The organism is Synergistaceae bacterium DZ-S4 (assembly GCA_025943965.1).
GTDB lineage: Bacteria > Synergistota > Synergistia > Synergistales > Synergistaceae > Caenicola > Caenicola nitritireducens.
Window position 1 is genome coordinate 51,896 of sequence record JAPCWD010000002.1, and the last position, 22,900, is coordinate 74,795.

Consider the following 22,900-nt stretch of genomic DNA (forward strand, 5'->3'; position numbering starts at 1 on the left):
TGAAGCAGATGCGGATCCTTTTTATCGGAGACATAATGGGAAGGCCCGGGCGGAAAGCTGTCCCCCGGGTTTTGCCTTCTCTGCGCGAGGAATTCGGTAATTTCGACTTTATCATCGCCAACGGAGAAAACAGCGCTGCCGGTTTCGGCCTTACCGAGACGGTGATGAACGAACTTTTCTCAATGGGGATAGATATCCTGACAAGCGGCAACCACGTTTGGGACAAAAAAGACATCCTGCCCTTTTTGGACAGCGAGAAAAGGATACTCAGACCTGCTAATCACCCTGAGGGTACTCCCGGCCGCGGCTGCGGAGTATTTGAAAAAAGCGGCAGGAAGCTTGCGGTGATATCCCTTCAGGGACGAACTTTCATGCCCCCCCTTGACTGTCCTTTCCGGACAGCCGAAAGGCTGGTTGAAAAATTGGAGACCAGGGCGATCTTTGTCGATTTCCATGCTGAGGCATCGTCAGAAAAAAAGGCCCTTGCCTGCTGGCTGGATGGAAAAATATCTGCCCTTGCAGGAACTCACACGCATGTACAAACATCGGATGAGCAGGTGCTTCAGGGTGGCACGGCATTCATATCCGATGTAGGCATGACAGGGGGCCATGGCGGCATAATCGGGATGACAGCCGAATCTGTGATGCCTAAATTTTTATACGGCATGCCGAGCAAGTTCGAAGTCTGCGATACAGACGTAAGGTTCCAGGCCATAGTTGTCGATATTGATGACGAAACAGGCAGGGGGATGGATATTTGCAGGATCGACGCACCATGTGAAAGTTGATGAATACTATTTAACGCTGATAATTAAGCAATGGCGGGAGACTACCTTTTATGGTTTTCCCGCCATTATTTTATGGGGCCGGCCTTTTTTTATGGTTTGATTTTGATCTGTGGAATCGTTGTTTTGTTGTGAAAATAAAAAAATAATTTAAAAATACCTGCTATTTAGTCTAAGTATGCCCAGAATATAACCATTTTACAACTTGAATTATTGACTGTAATATGTTATACAACTTAAGCGCTGAAGGGGCTTTGCTTTAGCTGTGGCTTTTTTAATCATCGAAAGGAGAGGATTTTATGTCAGAAAACAGAGAACAGTGGGGCAGCCGGTTTGGTTTTATTATGGCTGCTGCAGGTTCAGCGGTTGGTCTTGGTAATATCTGGCGGTTCCCCTACATCACGGGGAAATATGGCGGAGCGGCTTTTGTCCTTGTTTATCTTGCGGTAGTCGTTTTTATCGGTATGTCTGTAATGCTGGCGGAGTTCGTTATCGGGCGCAATGCTCAGTCTGACGCGGTTGGTTCCTTCAGGAAACTCGGAGGCGGAGCCTGGCCCTTCGTAGGATGGATGGGCTGCTTCTGCGGATTCGTGATCCTGTCTTATTATGCAGTAATTGCCGGCTGGACAGTAGCTTACATGTTTAAATCCTTCGGCGGACTGATGTCGGACGCAGCTGCAGGAAAAGCAGGAGATGTATTCGGAGCATTCGTCTCCGACCCGGTGCAGTCCATAGCGTATCATATCGCTGTGATGGCAGTTACGACCGGGATAGTATTCAAAGGTATCAGCGGCGGGATAGAAAAGAGCTGTAAAGTCCTCATGCCTGCGCTCTTTGCCATACTGCTGATACTGATCGTTCGTTCGGTAACACTCCCGGGTGCCGGCGCCGGGCTTGAATTCTATGTCAAACCCGATTTCTCAAAGCTTTCAAGCCAGGCTCTGCTTGCCGCGGTCGGCCAGGGCTTCTTCTCGCTCTCACTTGGCATGGGATGCATGATCACTTACGGAAGTTATCTCGGAAAGAATGATTACCTACCCTCAATAGCCAGAACGGTCGTAATGCTTGACACGTCAGTTGCTATCCTTGCGGGTTTTGTAATTTTCCCCGCGGTGTTTGCTTTCGGTATCGAACCCGGCGCAGGCCCTGGACTTACGTTTGTAACACTTCCGGCAGTTTTTGCGAAGATGCCTATGGGATCCGTCTTCTCATTTGCATTCTTCCTTCTTCTTTTCATAGCTGCCCTTACATCTGCCATATCACTGCTTGAAGTGGTTGTTACATACGCCATCGACCAGATGAAATGGAACAGGGCGAAGGCAGCGATAGTCATGGGAACAGCGATAGCCCTTCTGGGCATCCCTTCAGCCCTTTCAGTCGGAGGACACATTCCCCAGATCGCAGGGAAAGACTTCCTTGATGCGGCAGACTTTATCACCAACAACGTGATAATGCCGCTCGGCGGGATCTTTATCTCTGTCTTTGTCGGATGGGTGTGGTCAGACGGCGCAAAGGCCGAAGTCACGGACAACGGGAAGCTCGTCTTCCCGATGTACACAGCATGGCTTTGGATGTGCCGCGTAGTGGCCCCCGTATCCATCGCAGCAATATTTATAACCGGTCTTAAGTGGTAAACGTTATTTAATCTACAGAAATACCTGATATCAAAAAGAGGGCCACGGTTGTTGACAAGACCGTGGCTCTTGCTATACTTTGGACAATCTGGATGAACGCAGCAAGAGAGACCTCTGGTACAGCCGGGGGCGCCGAAGGGGCAAAGCGATTTAAAGCTGAAACTCTCAGGCATAAGGATTGCTGCCGGACAGTACTCTGAAGACGGCTAAAGGTCGTTATTATGGCTTTTAGGGAACGGGGACAGAGGATCTCTTGCTGAGAGGCGGGGTTCCTGTGGACTTGTTCCCTTTTTTTTATACATGTCTCACAAACAATAAAAACCTCGCCGCCTGCCTGGAAGAGGCGCAGTTTGTGGATGGGCCCGCGCTTTCGGTGTTGAAAAGGGCAAGGGATCTGATCCACAGCGGATGGGAGCTTGAGGCGAACCCCCTTTACGGCAACCTTAAACCTAATCAGCAGCCCTACAGGACATTGGTCCTTAAATCTAAAAAAGGGAAGACCGGGCTTCTGGTCGACCATTATTCTCTTCAGCTTATCGAATCAGCGATCGCAGTCTACTCTGACTGCAAAATAACCAGAGTGCCAGGCGACATGCCTGAGGATATAGACAGCGATTACAAGTATGTGGATTTTACTTTGATGGAGGAAACACTGAAAAACTGCGGACTGCTGCGTAAGAGCCTTAAGAGGACAGCCGGGAGGTGAAGGAGAGGTATCTCGCATTTTGAAATCACAAAGGCATCGACACTATCTGTAAGGAGGAATTCTATGAAACTGGAACTTATGAAAGTAAATGTCAAAAGCGTTGGCTGGGGTGACAGGACAGAAGTCCTAAAAGACGGAACGCTAAAAGTAAATAAAAAAGAACTTCTTGCCCATGTCACGGACGAAGAGAACCTTAAAAGCATAGGTGCAGAAATCGCTCTTCCGGGAGAAAGCGTGAGAATAACCCCTGTCAAGGACGCGATCCAGCCAAGATATAAAATAGAAGGCTGCGGACAGGTCTTCCCGGGAATGGTCAGCGATGTTGAATCCGTAGGCGAGGGAAAGACACTTGTCCTTGAAGGAGCAGCTGTCGTAACATGCGGGAGGATAGTAGGGTTTCAGGAAGGCATTGTAGACATGTCAGGAAAAGGGTCTGAGTATACTCCTTTCTCCAAAACGTGCAATGTTGTCCTGGTCTTTGAACCCCAAGAGGGCATCGAGGTCTATGCCTATGAGAAAGCGTGCAGGCTCGCAGGCCTGAAGGCCGCGATGTACCTTGCGAAATGCGTGTATGAATCAGGAGGGACACCGGATAAGACCGAGACGTACGAGATACCTCCTTTCACCCGCAGCATGAACGCCTTTCCGGGCCTCCCTAAGGTGGCGTACCTTTACATGCTCCAGACACAGGGGCTGCTTCACGATACCTATGTTTACGGGATCGATGCGAAGAGGATACTGCCTACCATGATCCATCCTAACGAAACCATGGACGGAGCCATAGTTTCAGGCAACTGCGTCTCTGCATGCGACAAGAACAGCACCTACGTCCACCAGAACAATCCGGTCATCAGATCTCTCTACGAGCGTCACGGTAAGGATATCAATTTCGTCGGGGTCATCATAACAAATGAAAACGTCACCCTTGCTGACAAGAGAAGAAGTTCGTCATACGCAGTGAAGATCGCCGGAATGTTCGGGGTCGATGGCCTTGTGATCAGCGAAGAGGGTTTCGGAAATCCCGATGCTGACCTCATCATGAACTGTCACAAGGCGGAGAAGGCAGGAATAAAAACGGTCCTGATAACCGACGAGTTCGCCGGAAGGGACGGGGCAAGCCAATCCCTCGCAGATGCAGCGCCGGAGGCAAATGCTGTTGTTACGGCAGGTAACGCCAACATGATCGTTGTCCTTCCTCCGATGGAGAGGGTCATTGGTTTTACTGAATATGTAAATGTAATAGCCGGAGGCTTTGACGGATCACTTAAACCCGACGGGTCGATAGAAGTTGAACTTCAGGCGATCACAGGCGCGACATGCGAGCTGGGATTCAATAAGCTCGGGGCAGAGACCTGGTAGGGGAGGTTAAATAATGACTTACAGGATAGTTCACTACATTAATCAGTTTTTCGCCGGAATAGGCGGAGAGGAAAAAGCTGGTGTCGGACCCGAGTCCCGCAATGGAGCACTTGGTCCCGGGATGGCCTTTAAGGCTGCTTTCGGAAATGAAGCGGAGATAGTCGGCACAGTCATATGCGGCGACGGATATTTTGCCGAGAACATGGATGAGGCTGCAGAGAAGATATTAAAGATGATCTCAGATCTCAAACCTGATGCGGTCATCGCAGGACCGGCTTTCAACGCAGGACGCTACGGGACGGCATGTGGTGCCGTCAGCGAGGCAGTGTCCAAAAAACTTGGTATACCGGTCGTTACGGGCATGTACCCCGAGAATCCCGGAGTCGACATGTACAGGAAGGGCATCTATATCGTTGAGACCTCTGACAGTGCAAGAGGCATAAAGGACGCAGTCCCCGCGATGGCGAAACTGATCATGAAGTCACTCCGCGGAGAGCTTTTGGGAAGCCCTGCCGATGAAGGCTACATTGAACGCGGTGTAAGGGTCAACCGTTTCAATGACAGGATAGGTGCCGCGCGTGCCGTGGATATGCTTGTCAAAAAACTGAAGGGCGAGGAATTCAGGACAGAATATCCGATGCCGGTTTTTGACAGGGTACCGCCGGCAGAGCCGATAAAGGACATGAAAAACGCTGTGATAGCGCTTGTTACGTCCGGCGGTATCGTCCCGAAGGGCAATCCTGACCACATCGAAGCCTCAAGTGCCTCAAAGTACGGCACTTACAGTATAGCCGGGGTGCAGAGCGCTGACGAAGTAGCCTACGCAACTGCACACGGAGGCTATGACCCGACATATGCCAATACCGACCCTAACCGTGTACTTCCGATAGATGTGCTGAGGGAGATGGAAAAGGAGGGGGAATTCAAGAAACTCTACGACTATTTCTTTACTACAGTCGGGAATGGGACGCCGGTCGCAAATGCCAAGAAATTTGGATCTGAGATAGGGGCGAGACTGAAAAAAGACGGCGTTGATGCTGTGATACTCACCTCCACCTGAGGAACTTGCACCCGTTGCGGAGCAACGATGGTCAAGGCAATTGAGTCCACAGGCATAGCAGTCGTTCACATTTGCACGATAGTCCCGATCTCACAGACTGTCGGAGCAAACAGGATCGTTCCTGCGGTAGCAATACCATATCCTCTGGGCGATCCCTCAAAGAGCCGCGAGGAGGAGAAGGTGATCAGAAGGGGCATTCTTGAGAAAGCTCTCGAAGCTCTGAAGACACCGATCAGGGAACAGACAGTATTCAACTAGCCGATCCCTGCGGCCTGAAAGACCTATATTCAAGATGACGGCAGGATGGTCCGCTCTGCAATGACTGTTCTGTCGTCACTTGTAAGTTTTTATATTTTCAATATTATGTTAGGCAGAATATAATTTGTGGGTGTTTTTGTGAAATTTTTATTCGACCAAATAAAGACTCCCAATTTTTAAAAAATTATAATTAAAATAGATGCACTGCAATAACCTGACAATAATTCAGCGGTCAAATATGGAGGAATGCCAGATGCCCAACGCAGCAGTCAAAGGAACATCATATTCACTGAACCATACTCCCGAGCTTGCGCTCCACTACGGGAATACCCCCTTCGTCGAGAGGGAATCACATCCTGATTCGGAATTCCTATCCCTCCTTCCCGATCATGTCCAGAACTATGACGAGTGTTCAAGATATGCACCCAACCTTGCTTATGTTGGGGCTATGGAACTTGAGGAACTTGAAAAAAAAGAACAGCCCTGGTATGAAAAACTGGAACCGGCATCAGTGAGGTACGGCAAATACGGGGAAATAATGCCTGAGGACGAAACGATCGGTCTGCTGGATCTCTGTGACGTTTTCGATCTCGTATGGTTGGAGAAGGATTTTGCTGCCGGAGTAAAGGAAAAACTGGGAAAGAATCCTGTCATAAGGGAAGACATGCTCGCCCGGATCGAATCCGGCCACGAAATAGAAGAGATCGAGCGTGAAATTGCTAATGCGGCCGCCCTCCCCCTCTATTTCGGGGGCAAAATAGCCGGATGCAGCAGGAGGGGCCATGAGTTCGACCCAAACCTGACAGCTTACGAACTTCTCGTAAACATGACCAGCAAGGCCAGTGCCGTTCTCTCGCTGCTGCACCTGATCAAAAACAGCGGCATAAGCGCCGGGGACGTAGATTTTGTAATCGAATGCTCCGAAGAGGCAGCCGGAGACATGAACCAGCGCGGAGGAGGGAACTTTGCGAAGGCCATCGCGGAGATAGCGGGATGTGTTAATGCCTCAGGCTGTGATGTCAGAGGATTTTGCGCGGGACCGGTAAATGCCGTTCTTGCCGGGGCTTCGATGGTGGCGGCCGGGACGCGCAAAAACGTCGCGGTAATAGCTGGGGGAGCCATTCCCAAGCTCTACATGAACAGCAGGGACCACGTCAAAAAATCGCTGCCCGCACTTGAGAACTGCCTTGGCTCATTCGGGGTCTTTATAGTCCCCGACGATGGCAAGCTTCCTGTCATAAGGCTTGATGCCATAGGGAAACATACGGTGGGAGCAGGGGCCTCGCCCCAGACGGTCACAAGTGTACTTACCCTTGAACCGCTGCAGAAGGTGGGGCTCTCACTGACCGACGTGGACAAATATGCTCCTGAGCTCCACAACCCCGAAATCACACTGCCTGCCGGGGCCGGAAATGTTCCTGAAGCAAACTTTAAAATGATAGCGGCGCTCGGGGTAATGAAAAAACAGATCGAGAAGACCGATATGGCTGATTTTATAAGCAGCCGGGGAATGAAGGGCTTTGCCCACACCCAGGGGCACATACCCTCGGGTGTCCCCTACATGGGGCATGCTGCCGAGGCCATCAGTTCCGGAAAGATCAAAAGAGCCATGATAATAGGAAAGGGGAGCCTATTCCTCGGCAGGCTTACAAACCTTGCCGACGGGGCCTCCTTCCTTATGGAAATGCCGGTTTCCGGTAAAACTGAGGGTGAAAAGGGCGTCACACGAGAAGAGATCCGCGAGCTGATCCTTGAAGCCCTGGGAGAACTTGCGGCAGGACTCAAAAAGTAAGGGTGCAGAGAGATGGATGAAAGAAAGAGGACAAGGGAATTGATAGGCGAAGTCCTTGCTGAACTCGTTGAGGAAGTAAAAGGCGGTTGCGTCAAAAAGGTCAACATTGGACTAATGTCATACGGAAGCGAGCTTGGGAGCGGGGAACTTCTAAGGGGAGCCTCTCTTGCCATGCAGAACGATCCCTCTCTTAATGTGGTGCTGATAGGTCCGAAGTGCGAAGGGTCGGAAAGAATGGCATGTATAGAGACACCTGCATGCGAGGCGGATATATCCAAGGCCATGGAAGACGCGCTTCAAAAAGGCATCATATCGGGCGCAGTTGCCCTGCACTACCCCTTTCCCCTTGGCGTTGCTACGATAGGCAAAGTTCTGACACCGGCCAAGGCGAGGCCGTGCTTTATTGCCTCGTCCACAGGCACATCCTCATCCAACCGTGCTGAGGCCATGGTAAGGAACGCCATATATGGGATCGCCGCAGCAAAGGCGGACGGTATCGTGTCTCCTACTGTAGGCATACTTAATCTTGACGGAGCCCAGACCGTTTTCAGGGCCCTCCATAAATTGAACGAGGGAGGCTATCCGATCAATTTCGGATCAAGCATGAGAAAAGACGGCGGGGCCATATTGAGGGGCAACGACCTCCTAGCAGGTTCGGTGGATGTATGTGTGACCGACACGCTGACCGGGAATGTCCTGATGAAACTTTTCTCGGCATGGAACACGGGAGGCAATTACGAAGCTCTTGGCTGGGGATACGGTCCCTCGGCCGGAGAGGATTGGGACAGGGTCGTCTCGATAATATCGAGGGCCTCAGGGGCCCCTGTAATAGCGTCAGCCCTTTCCCTGAACGCAAGGTGCGTGAAAGGCGGTCTGCCGGGGCTTGTCGCAGCAGAACTGGAATCGGCAAAAAAGGCGGGCCTGGCGGATATACTTTCATCGATCCAGCCCAAACAGCCGTCGGCAGAGGAAGATGTCAAGGCTCCGCCGGCAGAACCGACGGACGAGGAAATTCACGGGATCGACGTCCTTGAGATAGAAGACGCTGTGAAGGCTCTGTGGAAAGAGGGCATTTATGCAGAATCCTCGATGGGCTGCACCGGCCCGGTAATAAAAATGGCAGCTTCCAGGATCGAAAAGGCAAAAGCGGTGCTCAAAGAGAACGGCTACATTTAAGCTTAAGGATCAGCATAAAAAAGATAAGGCCGGGATTTGATTTGGCATCCCGGCCTTATCTTTTTCCGGAGGTACTTAAGTCATCTTTTTTAGAAAGCCGGAACTACTCCCTTGGGAGAGAGTACATCGTTGATGTACTTTTTGACTTCAGGTGAGTTGAGGGCCTTGGAGAGGGCCTTTGTCGCCGGGGTATCCCTGTCAGGAGACCTTACGGCAAGGACTACCGCGTACGGCGAATCCTTGTCCTCAAGCGCGAGGGCCTCCTTTGTCGGATTGAGACCTGCGTCGACTGCAAAGTTCATAGTGATCACTGATAGCGTTGTATCGGGAAGGCTTCTTGGAAGCTGCGGAGCCTCAAGCTCGATAATTTTCAGCGATTTTGGATTTTCGATTATGTCTCTTGCCGTCAGGTCCTTCTTCGCCGGGTCCATTTTCAGCAGACCTTCGCGCTCCAGCAGCTTATATGCGCGGTATCCGTTTGTTGGGTCGTTAGGGACTGCCACGACCGCACCCTTTTTTACATCCTTCAGTGATTTGATCTTCTGTGAATATATTCCTATCGGAAGGAGATGGACTTTTACCAAAGGTACTATGTCCAGTTTTTTCTCCCTCTTCATGTTTTCAAGATAGGGGACATGCTGGAAGAAATTGGCATCCAGGTCCTTGTCCTGAAGCGCGTAATTGGGCTGGACGAAGTCAGTGAACTCTTTGATGATAAGCTCATATCCGTCCTTTTTCAGGACCTCTTTTGCCACTGCCGCTATGTCTTTTGCGGGAAAGGGCGTGACACCTATCACAATTTTTTTATCTGCAGCAAAGGATGCCGCGGGGATCAGTATTGCTGCCATTATTGCGATGATCAAGACTTTCTTCATTTTTTATCCTCCTCGTATATTATGATCTCTAAAAATTAAAGGGCCGAACCCTTTGCGGGTCCGGCCTTGATATGGCAAGTGCTGACTAAGCGCCGACCATTTCAGGACAGGATCCGCCGATGCCGCGTATCATCATGCACATTGCTCCGAATACGATATTATGAAGCATAACGTTTCCTCCTTTGCCCGGCCGGGGAATATTCAAATTGCGGAAATTTTATATTGATGCTCTGTAAATGTCAACTAATTTTTATTGATCTCCCAGGGAGAAAAACATTTTGCCCGGGTTAAGAATGTTAAGCGGATCAAATGAGCGCTTGATGCCCCTTAAGAGATCGAGTTCAGCGGGGGATTTGCTCTGTGTGATTATATGCTGCTTGACATGTCCGACACCGTGCTCGCCGCTGCCGACGCCTCCCAGTTCTATCGCCTCTTTTATAAGCGCTTCGAAGAATTCTTCAGAGTAAATTGCCCACTTTTCCGGAGTCATCCCCTCAGGCTTTATGGGAATAGGATGAATATTTCCGTCGCCGATGTGGGCAATTATTCCCATTTCTAGGCCCCATTCCCGACCCGCGGCGTCTATCCTCCTGAGCATTTCCGGTACGGCGGAGAGAGGGACCATCAGGTCTCCTGAACTGCATGCGTGGGGATCTTTGGCCCTCATGCCCTCAAGGCCGTTCTGCCTGACGTTCCACATTGCCGCGGAATCTGTCCTGCTCTCTGCCACAAAAACTTCGAAAGCCCCGCAGGACAAACAGATCTTGCCGACTGCTTCATAGCTCTCTTCAAGCTGTTCTTCGTTGTCGCCCTCGATCTGTATGATAAGATACCCCTCGCTCCTCTCCTGTTCAGGCAGCCTGCAGCCTAGGTATTCTGTCGTGTATCTTACAAGGTTCCTGTCCATGAACTCACAGGAAATGATTTTTTTCCCTGAACTGATCACCTTGGAAACGCTTTCGACCAGTTTTTCGATATCGGGGTAACATGCGAGGAGATTGACCGTCTTTCCCGGTTTGGGTTCGAGGTTCACGATCAGCTTTGTGACGATGGCAAGCGTACCCTCGCTTCCTATCAGAAGCTGAAGGATGTTGTATCCCCAGGAATCTTTCCTGTATCGGCCTCCCAGCTCCATTATCTCCCCCGACGGAAGGACGGCCTCGGCTCCCAAGATGTGCCTCCTGGTGCTGCCGTATCTTACGACCTTTCCTCCGCCGGCGTTAGTTGCAAAATTGCCCCCTATGAAACTGGTCTCGGTACTCATTGGGTATCCGGCGTACAGAAAGCCCTTCTCTGCCGCCGCCCTGCAGAGATCGTTTGTGACGACCCCCGGTTCTACGACTGCAACCCTGTTGACGGGGTCTATCTCAAGTATCGCGTTCATCCTTTCAAGAGAGAGGACTATTCCTCCTGCCAGTGGAACAGCCCCTCCGTTCAGGCCGCTCCCGGCTCCCCTCGGAGTAACAGGTATCCTGTAATGTGAGGCGATCTTCATCACTGCGCTGACCTGTCCCGTGTTATCAGGACGGACTACAGCCTCCGGCATGTGTCCCCATATCCTGCCTGCCTGATCCCACGAATAATTTTCCAGAAGATCCCTGTCGTCAGTTATGATTCCTCCTGTACCGAGGACGGATGCGAGTTCGCTGATCATTTTCTCCGTCAGTCTGCCGTAGGTATCCATCTCTAGCTCTGCCTTTTCTTCAGGGAATCTATAAGGGCATCAAGGACCTCCGTTGCGTCGCCCTGAATGCTCAGGTCCGCCACTCTGAAGATCGGTGCCTCGGGATCATGGTTGACTGCTATTATCGTTTCCGCACCTGACATTCCGGCAATATGCTGGACTGCACCGGATATCCCAAAGGCCAGGTATATCCTTGGAGTGACAGATTTGCCGCTGAGTCCTACCTGGGCAGAATAGGGCGCCCAGCCCAGATCGACCGCCATGCGTGAAGCTCCGACGGTCCCTCCCAGGAGTCTTGCAAGTTTCTCAAGCTTTGCAAAATTTTTCGCGTTTTTCATGCCCTTGCCGCCGGAGATGATTATCTCCGCTTCCTGAATTGGCAGTCCTACAGATGTTTCGGGCGTGAACCCGAGGAATTTCAGCGCAGATCCGAGCAGATCCTGAGAGGGGGATATTCTTATCAGCTCGCCTTTACGCGACCTGTCGGGTTCAAGGGGTCTTTTAGATTTTGGTCTCACTGTACACATCTGGGGATCCCGTCCCTTTGTCTTTATGTCAGCCATGACGTTGCCACCGATGGCGGGTCTTGTCTGGATCAGTCTGCCGGATCCGGGGTCTATCGAAAGTTCAGTGCAGTCCGCCGTAAGTCCGCAGCCGATCCTGGCGCTGAGCATCGGCATGACTGTCCTGCCCCTTGTCGTAGCCGAGGCGATCAGTATGGAGGGGCTGTATCTGCCGGTCAGATCTTCAAGTATGCTTACCTGCGCATCGCAGAGAAAATTTTCAAACGACGGGTCGTCGACTATGTAGACCTTGTCCGCCCCTGCCGTGATAAGTTCTTCTGCCCTCGAAGATACTCCGCATCCCACCAGGATGCTTGCGAGAGGGGCGCACATAGAATCTGCGAGCTCCCTTCCCCAGGCAAGAAGTTCCTTTGAGACCGGATGTATAACTCTTCCTCTGACTTCTGCCAGTGTCCAGACTTCATTTTTTGTGCCGTTCATCTTGCCGTCTCCAGACAATTTTTCTCTTCAAGGAGATCCACTATAGCTTTGACAGCGTCCTTCGTACCGGCCGATGATGATATCTTTCTTCCCTCTCTTGTCATCTGAGGGTATGTAACATTGATGACCCAAGTCGCAGAACCCTTCAGGCCCGTCGAATCCTCGTCAAGGCCCAAGTCATCCGCATTTATCACGTGGATCTCCGTCTTTTTGGCGCGAAGCTTGCCTCCAAGAGTGCAAAGCCGGGGAATGTTCATCTCCTTCACAGGCATGACCATTGCGGGTATCGGGGCTTCAAGTTTCTCATGCCCGCCTTCTACAGACCTTGTAACTTTTATATGCCCTTGATCCAGTTCATCAATGGAGCTCACATAAGTTAAGGCCGGCATGCGGAGAAATTCTGCGACAGCCGGCCCGACCTGTCCGGTCTCTCCGTCCGTCGCCCTTTCGCCAGCAAGTATCAGATCAAAGGGGCCCAGTTTTTCAAGCGCTTTCGCCAATGTCCTTGATGTTGCGAGAGTATCAGATCCGCCGAACCTTTTGTCCGAGATAAGGACGCCATTGTCACAGCCCATAGAAACAGCATAGGCCGCGGCTTTTTTTGCCTGCGGGGGACCCATGGTCACAGCTGTTATCTCTGTGGTGCCTTCCGGCATGCACTCACTGATCCTGACAGCCGCCTCGACTGCGTGCAGATCCAGCGGATTGAGTTCGGCCTCTACTCCTTCGCGGACCATCGTTCCGGTTTTTTCATCTATTTTGACATTGTCGGCTGCCGGCACCTGTTTGACCAGTACTGCTATCCTCAAAGTTATTCCTCCTGCCTGACTTTCAAAGCTGCTGTAAGGGATCGCATCAAGTATAAAGCGATTCGTTATTATAAACTATCAAAAATATTTTTCCAAATTATCAATATTCAGGTTACAATTGTCCTGTCTGTGTTTTAACCAATTTCCCTGTTTATTGAGAGGAGTTATCAAGAAATGGATCCGACAACAGAAATGAGAAACTTCAAAGCTGCTAAGATCACCCCGGAAATGACATCTGAACTTAAGGAAAGGGCGCGTAAAGGAAGAGTATGGTCGGTAATAGCGACCTCGGCCGCAAAGAGCGGACATCCCGGCGGAGCGCTTTCTTCAATGGACATATACATGACGCTTCTTGCCTCTGCCGATGTCACACCGAATAAGTCAGACTGCATGGAACGCGACAGGATAGTAATAAGCCACGGTCACACATCTGCAGGATTTTACTCGGCGCTTGCCGCATACGGATTTTTCAAGCCGGAAGAGATGTATTCAAATTTCAGACGTACCTGCAGCCCTTTCCAGGGGCATGTTGAGAGGGATGTCCCCGGAGTTGACTGGGGGACAGGCAACCTGGGACAGGGTCTTGCGGCGGGAGTCGGTTTCGCGCTTGCGGCCAGGGCCCGCGGATCAAACTCCAGGACATGGGTCGTGATGGGCGACGGGGAGCAGGTAAAGGGGCAGGTGGCCGAAGCCAGAAGGATCGCCGCGAAGGAAAAGCTGAGCAGCCTGACGGTACTTGTCGACTGGAATGACATACAGATCAGCGGACGCATTGAGGAAGTTATGCCCGTGAACATCCCGGATCTCTGGAAGGCCGACGGATGGCATGTCATTGAGTGCGACGGACACTCATACTCACAGATATATGACGCGATGAGACGCGCTGCCGCACATGAGGGATGCTTCGTCATACTCTGCAGGACAGTCATGGGAAAAGGTGTCTCATTCATGCAGAACATTCCGGATTACCACGGCAAGGCGGCCTCAGGCGAAGATCTTGCTACGGCACTCCGTGAACTCGGCGCAGATATGGAGATGTTCGAGAAGGCGCTCGAGATCAGAAAGGGAGATCTTCCCAAAGGACGCAAGGCGGAGGTGTGCATACCGGACTTGGATACGGGGACTCCTCTGACATATACGAAAGACGACAAAAAGGACAACAGGGGCGCATTCGGAAAAGCCCTGGCCCAGGTAGGCGAACTCAATTACAAAAAAGAGGGGCGTACTCCGATAATAGTCTTTGACTGCGACCTGGCGGGATCTGTTAAAGTTGACGGTTTTGCAAAGGCATGTCCCGATAATTTCATACAGGCAGGCATCCAGGAACACTCGACGGCGACAGTTGCGGGAGCGGCATCTGCGGCCGGAGTCGTTTCCCTGTGGGCGGGTTTCGGCGTTTTCGGCGCAGATGAAGTCTACAACCAGCAGAGGCTGAACGACATCAACAAGGCATCGGCAAAAACTGTCCTCACCCACACTGGGCTCGATGTCGGCGAAGACGGGATGACCCACCAGTGCATTGATTACGTCGGCCTCTTCCGCAACACTTTTGGATGGAAGGTCATTGTCCCTGCGGATCCCAACCAGACGGACAGGGCCACAAGATGGATGCTGAAGGAACCCGGCAATGTCTGTATGGCAATGGGCAGGAGCGTACTCCCCGTCCTTCTGAAAGAGGACGGTACACCATTCTACGGAGAAGGCTATACTTTCACATATGGCGATGTAGATGTTCTGAGAGAGGGGAAGGATGCGGCAATACTTTCAATGGGACATTTCGCCGGCCGTGCGCTGGCAGCGCATGATCTTCTTGCGGCGGAAGGGATCAGCGTGAAAGTCCTTCACTGTGCTTCTCCCCTTGGAATGGATGCAGGGAAACTCTTCGACCTTGTCGGAGATATGCCTCTTATCACCTGCGAAGACCATCATGTCAACACCGGAATAGGATCCATAGCGGCAATGATGGCAGCCCGTGCAGGCAAGGCTCTCACGATGGTAAATCTTGGCGTGACCCACTATGGGTGCTCAGGCCCCGGCAATGAGGTGATGGCGGAGATGAAACTCTCTCCGAAGGACATATCCGAAGCTGTAAAAGGATCGCTGAAATAGATGATACAGGCGGGAGATCTGGTATTTATCTGGAACCCTAAAAAAGGGGACAATTTCCTCATAAAAGTGACTCCGGGGATGTCGCAGGGGACACATTTTGGGCAGATCAAACACACAGAGCTTATGGAACGCGAGTACGGCGAGGGGATCGTTACTCCCAAAAGAGAGGTATATTACCTGCTGAGGCCTACCCTTGCCGGATACACGAGGAGAATCAAGAGGCAGACCCAGATCGTCTTTCCGAAAGACGCCGGGTTTATACTCCAGCACCTGAACATCTTTCCTGGCTGTACGGTCGTTGAGTGCGGTACAGGCTCGGGAAGCCTCTGCTGTACTTTCGCCCACTTCGTGGGTGACGAAGGCAAGGTATGCACCTATGACCGGAGAGAGGAATTTTCGGCGCTTGCAAAGAAGAACGCCGAAAAATGGGGAGTTGCCCACCGGATCGAGTTCAACGTAAGGTCCCTCGATGATGGCTTCAAGGAGAGGAATGCAAACGCGGTATTCCTCGATGTTCCGACTCCATGGGAGTACATAGACAAGGCATATGAGGCGCTTGCGCCGGGGAACCACCTCGGGATACTTGTGCCGACAACGAACCAGGTCTCAGATACCATTGTCAGGCTCAATGAATTCGGATTTGCCGACATTCAGGTAGTCGAACTCATGCTGCGCTACTATAAGACCGAACCGAACCGCATAAGGCCGGAAGATGTCATGATCGGACACACCGGCTATCTGATATTTGCGGTCAAGACCCTCCCATTGAGGGAAGAGGTCACTGCAGACACAGAAAATGACGAGGCTGAAGCCGATCCCGAAGCCGAAGGAACCGAGGAGGATCAGAAATAAACAGCGTTCTGACCTGCCGGATGGATGAAAACAAGAAACTGATCCTCCATATATGCTGTGCTCCGGATGCCACCGTTCCTGGTGAAGAGCTTCTGAAAGAGGGGTATCGGACAATTGGGTTTTTCTATGGCAGCAACATACACCCGGAGGAAGAGTTCATCAAAAGGGCAGATGCTGTCAGATCTCTCTGCCGCATAAAAGGGATGGACTGCCACATTATGGGATATGATCCGCAAACGTGGATCTCACTTACAGAAGGATTTGCTTCAGAGCCGGAGGGTGGCAAAAGATGCCCTCTCTGCTTTGAACTCCAGCTGGGGGCAGCAGCCAGATACGCCGTGAAGATTGAAGCAGGCTGCCTGACGACCACACTTACAATAAGTCCTCATAAGGATCCGCAAGTTATAAATAAAATTGGCGAAAAGGTTGCATCTGAGCATGGTCTGCAATGGATCCACAGGGTTTGGCGAAAAAATGATGGGTTCAAACGCTCGGTAGAGGAAAGCAAATTGCTGGGACTTTACAGACAGGATCACTGCGGATGTATCTATTCGATCAGGAACAGGTGAGCGGCTGTGGACGAAATTAAAAAACTCCCATCAGGGAAACTTTCTCCGAAGGCTCTTGAACGCAACGTTCTGCGCTATGTCGGGGCAGAGAGAAAGGAACTTCTCATAGGCCCGGCAGTTGGTGAGGACGCAGCGGTCATAGAATGGCCAAGAGGAAAGTATCTGGTCTTTTCATCCGACCCGATCGTCGGAGCTGAAAAAGGCGCTGGAAGGCTGCTTGTCCGGATCAACTCCAATGATATCGCATCAAAGGGAGGAGACCCGGCATATCTTGCAGTTACGCTCATCCTTCCTCCTTCATGGGGAGAGGAGGGGGCGGCACGTATAATGAAAGAGATACATGAGGAATGCCTCGCCCAGGGGATCGCTGTCGCCGGAGGCCATACGGAATTCAACGACAGATACGAGAGACCGGTCATTATGGGAGCCTTAATAGGAACAGCAGACAGGGTGCTTAGAGCCGGCGACCTCCGTCCGGGAGATGCCCTTATCGCCACTAAGCATATAGGAATAGAGGGGATGTCAATACTTGCCTCGGACAAGCCTGAGCTTCTGAAACACTTCATGTCGGAGTCCGAGACAGAAGAACTTCTATCCTGGGCTGAAAAGACTTCTGTGCTTGAAGAGTCAAAAGCCTTGAGAGAAATAGCGAAGTTCATGCACGATCCGACAGAGGGCGGCTTCATGGGAGGAGTCGGGGAGATATCCTCGCTTAGCGGACTTCAGGCTGAGATAGACTACTCTTCCGTGCCTGTCCATCCCCTGACAAAAAGAGCCGCGGAGAAGCTTGGATTCGACCCCCTGCGGCTGATAGCTTCCGGCAGCCTTCTCGCTGCCGTGCCTGAAGACAGGACGGCGGAGGCACTGGAGCAACTTGCAAAGACAGGCATTGAGGCAGCTGTAGTCGGCTCAATGGGAGATAGGTTGGTGAAGCCTGTTCCTGAACCGTCCGAAGAGTTGTGGAGACTTCTCAAGATGGAAGGACCTGAGTATGAGTAAAGGCTATATAGTAAAGAGAGCTGAAAGGCTCAGGAAAGAGATGGCAAAAACCGGTACGGATGCCTTTGTCGTCATCACGGATGAGGGCTTCAACTGGGAGACCCTATACTACCTGAGCGGTTTCAGGGGAACATCAGGTGCGCTGGTGATATACAAGGATTCTGCGGAGCTCATACTTGACGGCAGGTACAGGGAACAGGGAGAGACCCAGTCGCCCCATCCGGTCCTTGCCCAAAAGAACAGCCTGACAGACGATGTTATTGGGAGCATATCCGCTCACGGAGCACAAAAGATCCTTTGCGAAGCATCAAAGACATCCCACGCCACATGGGAAAAGCTATCTTCAGCAAAAACGACCAGGTGGAGCGACGCGACCCACATCATATCCGAACTTAGACGCTCAAAGGACGGGCACGAGGCAGAATGTATCATGAAAGCCGGAGAGATAGCAGCAGAGGCCTTTTTGCTTACCCTTGAAAGCGTAATGCCCGGAATGACAGAGAAAGAGTTTGAGGCACTGCTCAATTTCCACATAAACAAATTTGGAGGCGAGACCGGATTCGACATGATAGTCGCATCAGGAAAAAGAAGCTCAATGCCTCACGGAAGGGCCACCGGAAAGAAAATGGCAGATGGCGAATGGGTAACTGTCGATTTTGGAGTGAGGTACATGGGGTACTTCTGTGACATAACAAGGAATTTTTCTTTGGGTGAACCAGATCAGCGCGCTGTACATTATCATGACATCCTGTTCAGTGCCCACGAGGCCGCAGCCAAGGCTCTCTCTCCGGGGGCCGCGGGAACGGATGTATATAAGACGGCTTTCGATGTCATAGAATCCGTGGGACTTGGCAGATACTTTACTCATGGACTGGGGCACGGTCTTGGGATCGAGATCCATGAGCCGCCTTATCTTTCCTCTAAATATTCATACGAACTGAAACCGGGAGATGTGGTCACTGTAGAACCCGGGATATATATTCAAGGCTGGGGAGGATTGAGATTGGAAGACAATTATCTTATAATTGACAGAGGAGCAAAGAGGCTTACAGAAAAACTTGATCAGTCTTTCTACCGTATTTGAAAAACAATGTTAAAATGATAATGATTTCAGTATTAGTGGCCATTGGCAAAGGCCCAACCTAAAAGGAGGACTATGGACTATGAAAAAGTATTTGTGCACCGTTTGCGGTTATGTTTATGATCCGGAAGCAGGAGATCCTGATGCAGGAGTCGCCCCTGGAACGCCATTTGAGGAGATCCCTGATGACTGGGCCTGCCCTGTATGCGGTGTAGGCAAGGATATGTTCGAAGCTCAATAACTGCAGGTCAAGTCAACAAAGGCATCGGCCATTATAAGGGGAGACTCCTGTTTATCTGGTGTTCTCCCCCTTTTTATGTCATAGAATAGATCCGGTTTACCAATTTATCAACTAGGTTGTTTATTCCATAGGGGCTGAGGTCTTCACGGATCCTCTCTATTATCCCTTCTTCTTTTAACGTAGCAACTGATATGGGGAAGTTAAGGTCACACCCCCACGTAAGCTGGATCAATCTGTAGTCCTGAAGGGATCTGGCATTTGAATAGGAGCCCGTACCGGTCTCCCTTATTTCTTCAACCAGTCCGGGTGAAAGCCCTTCGGACATCCGGTGCCTTGGCAGCATCTCATAGATAGTGCCGTTGTCCATGCGTTCTTCCACCATTCTGTAAATATCTATCTTGTCTGCATCCCTGACAAGGCATGACCATTTATACGCTCCGAGCTTAAGGTCGGAAGGGACTGTTTTCTTGTTGTGGAACCTGACTGCGGCAATAATGTTATCCCTGAAATTTTCAGGGATACCCTCCCACTCAAACTTTTCCGTTATTATTTCTGCCCCCAGGTCTCCGTGGTCGACGCTTGCGCTGTCAAAGAATGTGCTGTACATGCTGTACTGTGGGAATCTTCCCACATCGTGCAGAAGCCCTGCGGTAAATGCAAGCCAGTTGTCGCCGTATTCGTCCCATCCCATGGAGTCTGCTATTTCAGAGCATATGGCAGAGACCCTCCTGCTGTGTTTGAGCTTGAGATCAAGCATTGGGTGAAGTGCCCCTCTGACCTTATAATCATCTGTGAAACCTTTGAACCATTCATTTGTCCTATCGGCAGAAAACACTGGCTTCCCCTCCCGCATTCTGAGAGAATATTATATAACAACTATGAAATAATTATTGATAACGGGCAGCAGTGTCCGGGTAATAGGGGAAATGACTGCAAGGACCCCAAAGCAAAAGTCATATACAAAAATCGGATCAGGAGGAGACATGCCTATGGATTGGTTTGTGGGAGCTTCAGCTCCGGTACAGGCATTATTGGCAGGCTGCTTTACATGGGGGCTGACGGCATTGGGCGCATCGGGAGTTTATCTTGCGAAAAGGCCCGATCAGAAGGTTCTTGACGTAATGCTGGGGTTTGCCGGAGGAGTTATGATAGCAGCCAGCTTCTGGTCACTTCTCGCCCCGGCAATATCGATATCCGAAGAGCTGGGATATCCCGGATGGCTGCCCCCCTTCATCGGATTCCTTCTCGGAGGCATCTCAATGAGGCTTCTTGACATGCTTATGCCGCACCTTCACCCCGGAATGGCAGAGACTTCCCCTGACGGTCCCCCGTCAAGGATGAGAAGGACCACTCTTCTTATCCTGGCAATAACTTTGCACAATATACCGGAAGGAATGGCCGTAGGGGTAGCCTTCGGAGCCATAGGCCTCATGCCCGAAGCGACAATTGCAGGGGCAGTGGCTCTTGCATTGGGGATAGGGCTCCAGAACTTTCCGGAAGGGCTTGCCGTATCCATGCCGCTCCGCCGGGAGGGACTCAGCAGGAATAAGGCATTTTTATTCGGCCAGCTTTCCGCAGTAGTCGAACCAGTATTTGCCCTGCTCGGTGCGGTCCTGGTGCAGATAGCCCGCCCTGTCCTTCCCTATGCTCTGGCTTATGCTGCCGGTGCTATGATATTTGTTGTGGTCGAAGAGGTCGTTCCGGAATCACAATCCAGCGGAAACGGAGACCTCGCGACCATGGGGGTCCTCTTCGGCTTTGCCGTGATGATGGTACTGGATGTAGCCCTGGGATGACAAAAAGTTCAAATGACAGCACAGGGTAATATCGGACGGCTTCCGGCTATACGCTACGGCAGGCCTCTGTGCTATACTTTTCCGATGGCTCCGAAGATCTGAGTGACTAAAATCCCTTTATATGAGTGACAATTATATAGTGCTTGATCCAGCATAAGATACGTTATATGGAGGAATAATTGATGGAAAACAAGATCGCCCTGATAGCGGGAGACGGAAATCTGCCTGTAGTGATAGCCAGCAGGCTCACCGACATGGGGACGCCTCCGGTCGTTTACTCAGTCAGGGAGAAAGTTGGCGACATATCAAAATTCGCACTTGAAGTTGTAAATATTGTCAAGCCCGATATCGGATCCACCATTAAAGATATGAAGAGCCGCGGAGTAAAAAAAATAATAATGGCCGGACTCATATCCAAGACTCTCGCATTCAAGCCCTCACTTTTCGATCTTACCACGCAGAGATTTCTTGCGAGCCTTGTCTTCAGGGACGACCACTCATTGTTGGGAGCCCTTGTGGATTTTCTTGAAAAATCAGGATTCGAGGTCATGAGTTACAGGGAGATAATCCCGGACCTGCTTGCAGAGCCGGGATACATTGCAGGCAGAAGACCCACAACGGACGAGAAAGCTGATGCGGAGTATGGATTCTCTATCTGCAGGACCCTCGTACCCCTCTCTTTCGGACAGACCGTGGTCGTTAACAAACGTTCGGTCGTTGCCGTCGAAGCTATGGAGGGGACTGATGCCACGCTTCTGAGGGCCGGCTCTCTCTGCACCGGCGGAACAGTGGTGAAGATGATGAGGCTTGACCAGGATGAACGGTATGACATTCCGACCGTGGGACCCAACACGCTGAGGAACATGGCACAGGCAAAGCTTACCTGTCTTGTCCTGCATGCGGGATGGACTCTGATAATGGATCCGGAAGAGTTCCGTTCCGTTGCGGAAAAAGAAAAAATTGCCGTAATTGGTATTGAACAGTGTCGATCTTCCTGAGTTCGGGAGAGGCATCCGGAGACCACTACACGGCCTCTGTTGCCAGGGAGCTGCACAGGCTCGGCTATAAAGGAGATATATGGGGCATGGGAGGCAAAGAGCCCAGAGAGGCCGGAGTGAGGGTCGAATGGCCCGGAGAAGAGCTTCAGCTCCTAGGCATAGCAGAGGTCCTCTCATCAATACCCTCGCTGTACAGACAGCTCAATGATATGGCGGAGAGAATAATGAAGGAGGGGCCAGAAAGCGTCGTTATAGCCGACAGCCCTGACTTCAACATACGGCTGGTGCAGAAGCTGAGGTCAAAGGGATATAAAGGGAGGGTATTTTACATCTCTCCGCCTACTGTATGGGCCTGGAGAAGCGGTCGTGTCAAAAAGATCGCTGCTGTAGTCGATGAGTGTTTTCCGCTTTTCAGGTTTGAGCATGAATTTCTTTTGAAAAACGGCTGCAGCAGCTATTGGACCGGACATCCCATGACAGAGGAATTTGCTGACAGGGCTGCGCTGGCGGGCAATCTTCCGGAAAGCCTCAGGGATGACAAAAGGCTTGTGGCGTTTCTTCCGGGAAGCAGGGGAGTCGAGATAAAGAACCTTCTGCCGCTGATGGAGAAAGCAGCCTCTGAACTTAAAGAGAGGGGATGGCGGCCGGTCTTTTCGATCGCCCCAGGTCTGAATGAGAAGAAAAGAAGAGCGATGAAAGAGCATCTTGAAGGCAATAAATTTGACTTATATACAGGTCCGGGGAGGGATCTCCTCGCCGCCTCGTATTGTTCTGTAGCAGCAAGCGGGACCGTGGCAGTCGAGGCAATGATGCTGGGCTGTTACATGGTAGTGGCATACAGGCTGAGCTCATTCTCGGCATTTGTGGCAAGGCTCCTTGTAAGAACAAAATATTACACTATCCCCAATATACTTCTTGACGCCGAACTCTTCCCGGAACTGATGCAGGAAGAGGCGACGCCGAAAAATCTTGTCAGGGAGACCATGAGGTGGCTTGAGGGCGACGATGATTTTAAGGCCGGAATTGGCCGGAAGATGGAGCTTGCAAGGAAGATGCTTGGGGAGACGGGAGTCTGCGAATCATGGGCGAAAAGGATAATGGGGGCGGCATGAG

21 protein-coding genes and 1 riboswitch are annotated in these 22,900 nt (G+C 51.2%); of the genes, 16 read left to right on the forward strand and 5 right to left on the reverse strand.

Annotated features, from left to right (window positions below):
• Positions 1–8 precede the first annotated feature (8 nt).
• The 7 genes from OLM33_01670 (at position 9) to grdD (ending at position 8,770) form a co-directional block, all read left to right on the forward strand.
• Complete coding sequence (locus OLM33_01670) at positions 9–788, forward strand: TIGR00282 family metallophosphoesterase (GenBank protein MCW1712384.1); 780 nt, start codon at positions 9–11, stop codon at positions 786–788.
• A 296-nt stretch (positions 789–1,084) separates the two neighbouring features.
• Entirely contained in the window at positions 1,085–2,419 is a 1,335-nt protein-coding gene (locus OLM33_01675; GenBank protein MCW1712385.1) for a sodium-dependent transporter, read from the forward strand.
• Between the two features lie 92 nt (positions 2,420–2,511).
• A riboswitch (glycine riboswitch) is annotated at positions 2,512–2,610 on the forward strand.
• Between the two features lie 83 nt (positions 2,611–2,693).
• Positions 2,694–3,125 (forward strand): GrdX family protein, encoded by a 432-nt coding sequence (locus OLM33_01680; protein ID MCW1712386.1) that lies wholly within the window; start codon positions 2,694–2,696, stop codon positions 3,123–3,125.
• Between the two features lie 63 nt (positions 3,126–3,188).
• Positions 3,189–4,484: a glycine/sarcosine/betaine reductase component B subunit gene (locus OLM33_01685; GenBank protein ID MCW1712387.1), complete on the forward strand. Its 1,296-nt coding sequence runs from the start codon at positions 3,189–3,191 to the stop codon at positions 4,482–4,484.
• A gap of 13 nt (positions 4,485–4,497) precedes the next feature.
• On the forward strand, positions 4,498–5,802 hold the full coding sequence (gene grdB, locus OLM33_01690) for a glycine reductase complex selenoprotein B (protein MCW1712388.1): 1,305 nt from the start codon (positions 4,498–4,500) through the stop codon (positions 5,800–5,802).
• Between the two features lie 253 nt (positions 5,803–6,055).
• Positions 6,056–7,594, forward strand: a complete 1,539-nt coding sequence (gene grdC / locus OLM33_01695; GenBank protein MCW1712389.1) for a glycine/sarcosine/betaine reductase complex component C subunit beta — start codon at positions 6,056–6,058, stop codon at positions 7,592–7,594.
• 12 nt (positions 7,595–7,606) lie between these two features.
• Complete coding sequence (gene grdD / locus OLM33_01700; GenBank protein ID MCW1712390.1) at positions 7,607–8,770, forward strand: glycine/sarcosine/betaine reductase complex component C subunit alpha; 1,164 nt, start codon at positions 7,607–7,609, stop codon at positions 8,768–8,770.
• A gap of 89 nt (positions 8,771–8,859) precedes the next feature.
• On the opposite strand, the gene OLM33_01705 is transcribed toward grdD, so the two are convergent.
• The 4 genes from OLM33_01705 to OLM33_01720 all read right to left on the reverse strand — a co-directional run bounded on the left by OLM33_01705 (position 8,860) and on the right by OLM33_01720 (position 13,142).
• Positions 8,860–9,645, reverse strand: coding sequence for a MetQ/NlpA family ABC transporter substrate-binding protein (locus tag OLM33_01705; GenBank protein MCW1712391.1), 786 nt, complete (start codon positions 9,643–9,645; stop codon positions 8,860–8,862).
• Between the two features lie 250 nt (positions 9,646–9,895).
• A complete protein-coding gene (locus tag OLM33_01710; protein ID MCW1712392.1) occupies positions 9,896–11,329 on the reverse strand; it encodes an FAD-binding oxidoreductase in 1,434 nt (477 codons plus the stop codon).
• Positions 11,330–11,331: 2 nt separating this feature from the next.
• On the reverse strand, positions 11,332–12,333 hold the full coding sequence (locus tag OLM33_01715) for an electron transfer flavoprotein subunit alpha/FixB family protein (protein MCW1712393.1): 1,002 nt from the start codon (positions 12,331–12,333) through the stop codon (positions 11,332–11,334).
• Positions 12,330–13,142 carry an electron transfer flavoprotein subunit beta/FixA family protein gene (locus OLM33_01720; GenBank protein MCW1712394.1) on the reverse strand — a complete coding sequence of 271 codons (813 nt, stop codon included), beginning with the start codon at positions 13,140–13,142 and terminating at the stop codon, positions 12,330–12,332. The genes OLM33_01715 and OLM33_01720 overlap by 4 nt, the downstream gene beginning before the upstream one ends.
• A gap of 174 nt (positions 13,143–13,316) precedes the next feature.
• Between OLM33_01720 and OLM33_01725 the strand changes: the two genes are divergently transcribed.
• The 6 genes from OLM33_01725 to OLM33_01750 all read left to right on the forward strand — a co-directional run bounded on the left by OLM33_01725 (position 13,317) and on the right by OLM33_01750 (position 18,993).
• Positions 13,317–15,251, forward strand: a complete 1,935-nt coding sequence (locus OLM33_01725; protein MCW1712395.1) for a transketolase — start codon at positions 13,317–13,319, stop codon at positions 15,249–15,251.
• Entirely contained in the window at positions 15,252–16,103 is an 852-nt protein-coding gene (locus OLM33_01730; protein MCW1712396.1) for a tRNA (adenine-N1)-methyltransferase, read from the forward strand.
• A gap of 20 nt (positions 16,104–16,123) precedes the next feature.
• Positions 16,124–16,672 (forward strand): epoxyqueuosine reductase QueH, encoded by a 549-nt coding sequence (locus OLM33_01735; protein MCW1712397.1) that lies wholly within the window; start codon positions 16,124–16,126, stop codon positions 16,670–16,672.
• 6 nt (positions 16,673–16,678) lie between these two features.
• Positions 16,679–17,671, forward strand: a complete 993-nt coding sequence (locus tag OLM33_01740; protein MCW1712398.1) for an AIR synthase-related protein — start codon at positions 16,679–16,681, stop codon at positions 17,669–17,671.
• Positions 17,664–18,755, forward strand: a complete 1,092-nt coding sequence (locus tag OLM33_01745) for a Xaa-Pro peptidase family protein (GenBank protein ID MCW1712399.1) — start codon at positions 17,664–17,666, stop codon at positions 18,753–18,755. The genes OLM33_01740 and OLM33_01745 overlap by 8 nt, the downstream gene beginning before the upstream one ends.
• Positions 18,756–18,834: 79 nt before the next feature.
• Positions 18,835–18,993, forward strand: coding sequence for a rubredoxin (locus OLM33_01750; protein ID MCW1712400.1), 159 nt, complete (start codon positions 18,835–18,837; stop codon positions 18,991–18,993).
• A 73-nt stretch (positions 18,994–19,066) separates the two neighbouring features.
• On the opposite strand, the gene OLM33_01755 is transcribed toward OLM33_01750, so the two are convergent.
• Positions 19,067–19,828, reverse strand: a complete 762-nt coding sequence (locus OLM33_01755) for an HD domain-containing protein (protein ID MCW1712401.1) — start codon at positions 19,826–19,828, stop codon at positions 19,067–19,069.
• 154 nt (positions 19,829–19,982) lie between these two features.
• On the opposite strand from OLM33_01755, the gene OLM33_01760 reads away from it, so the two are divergent.
• The 3 genes from OLM33_01760 to lpxB all read left to right on the forward strand — a co-directional run bounded on the left by OLM33_01760 (position 19,983) and on the right by lpxB (position 22,899).
• The gene (locus OLM33_01760; GenBank protein ID MCW1712402.1) at positions 19,983–20,789 is read left to right on the forward strand and encodes a ZIP family metal transporter; all 807 of its coding nucleotides are present in this window, start codon (positions 19,983–19,985) and stop codon (positions 20,787–20,789) included.
• 182 nt (positions 20,790–20,971) lie between these two features.
• Positions 20,972–21,787 carry a UDP-2,3-diacylglucosamine diphosphatase LpxI gene (lpxI, locus tag OLM33_01765; protein MCW1712403.1) on the forward strand — a complete coding sequence of 272 codons (816 nt, stop codon included), beginning with the start codon at positions 20,972–20,974 and terminating at the stop codon, positions 21,785–21,787.
• The gene (lpxB, locus tag OLM33_01770; protein MCW1712404.1) at positions 21,772–22,899 is read left to right on the forward strand and encodes a lipid-A-disaccharide synthase; all 1,128 of its coding nucleotides are present in this window, start codon (positions 21,772–21,774) and stop codon (positions 22,897–22,899) included. The genes lpxI and lpxB overlap by 16 nt, the downstream gene beginning before the upstream one ends.
• The last annotated feature ends 1 nt before the right edge of the window (position 22,900 follow it).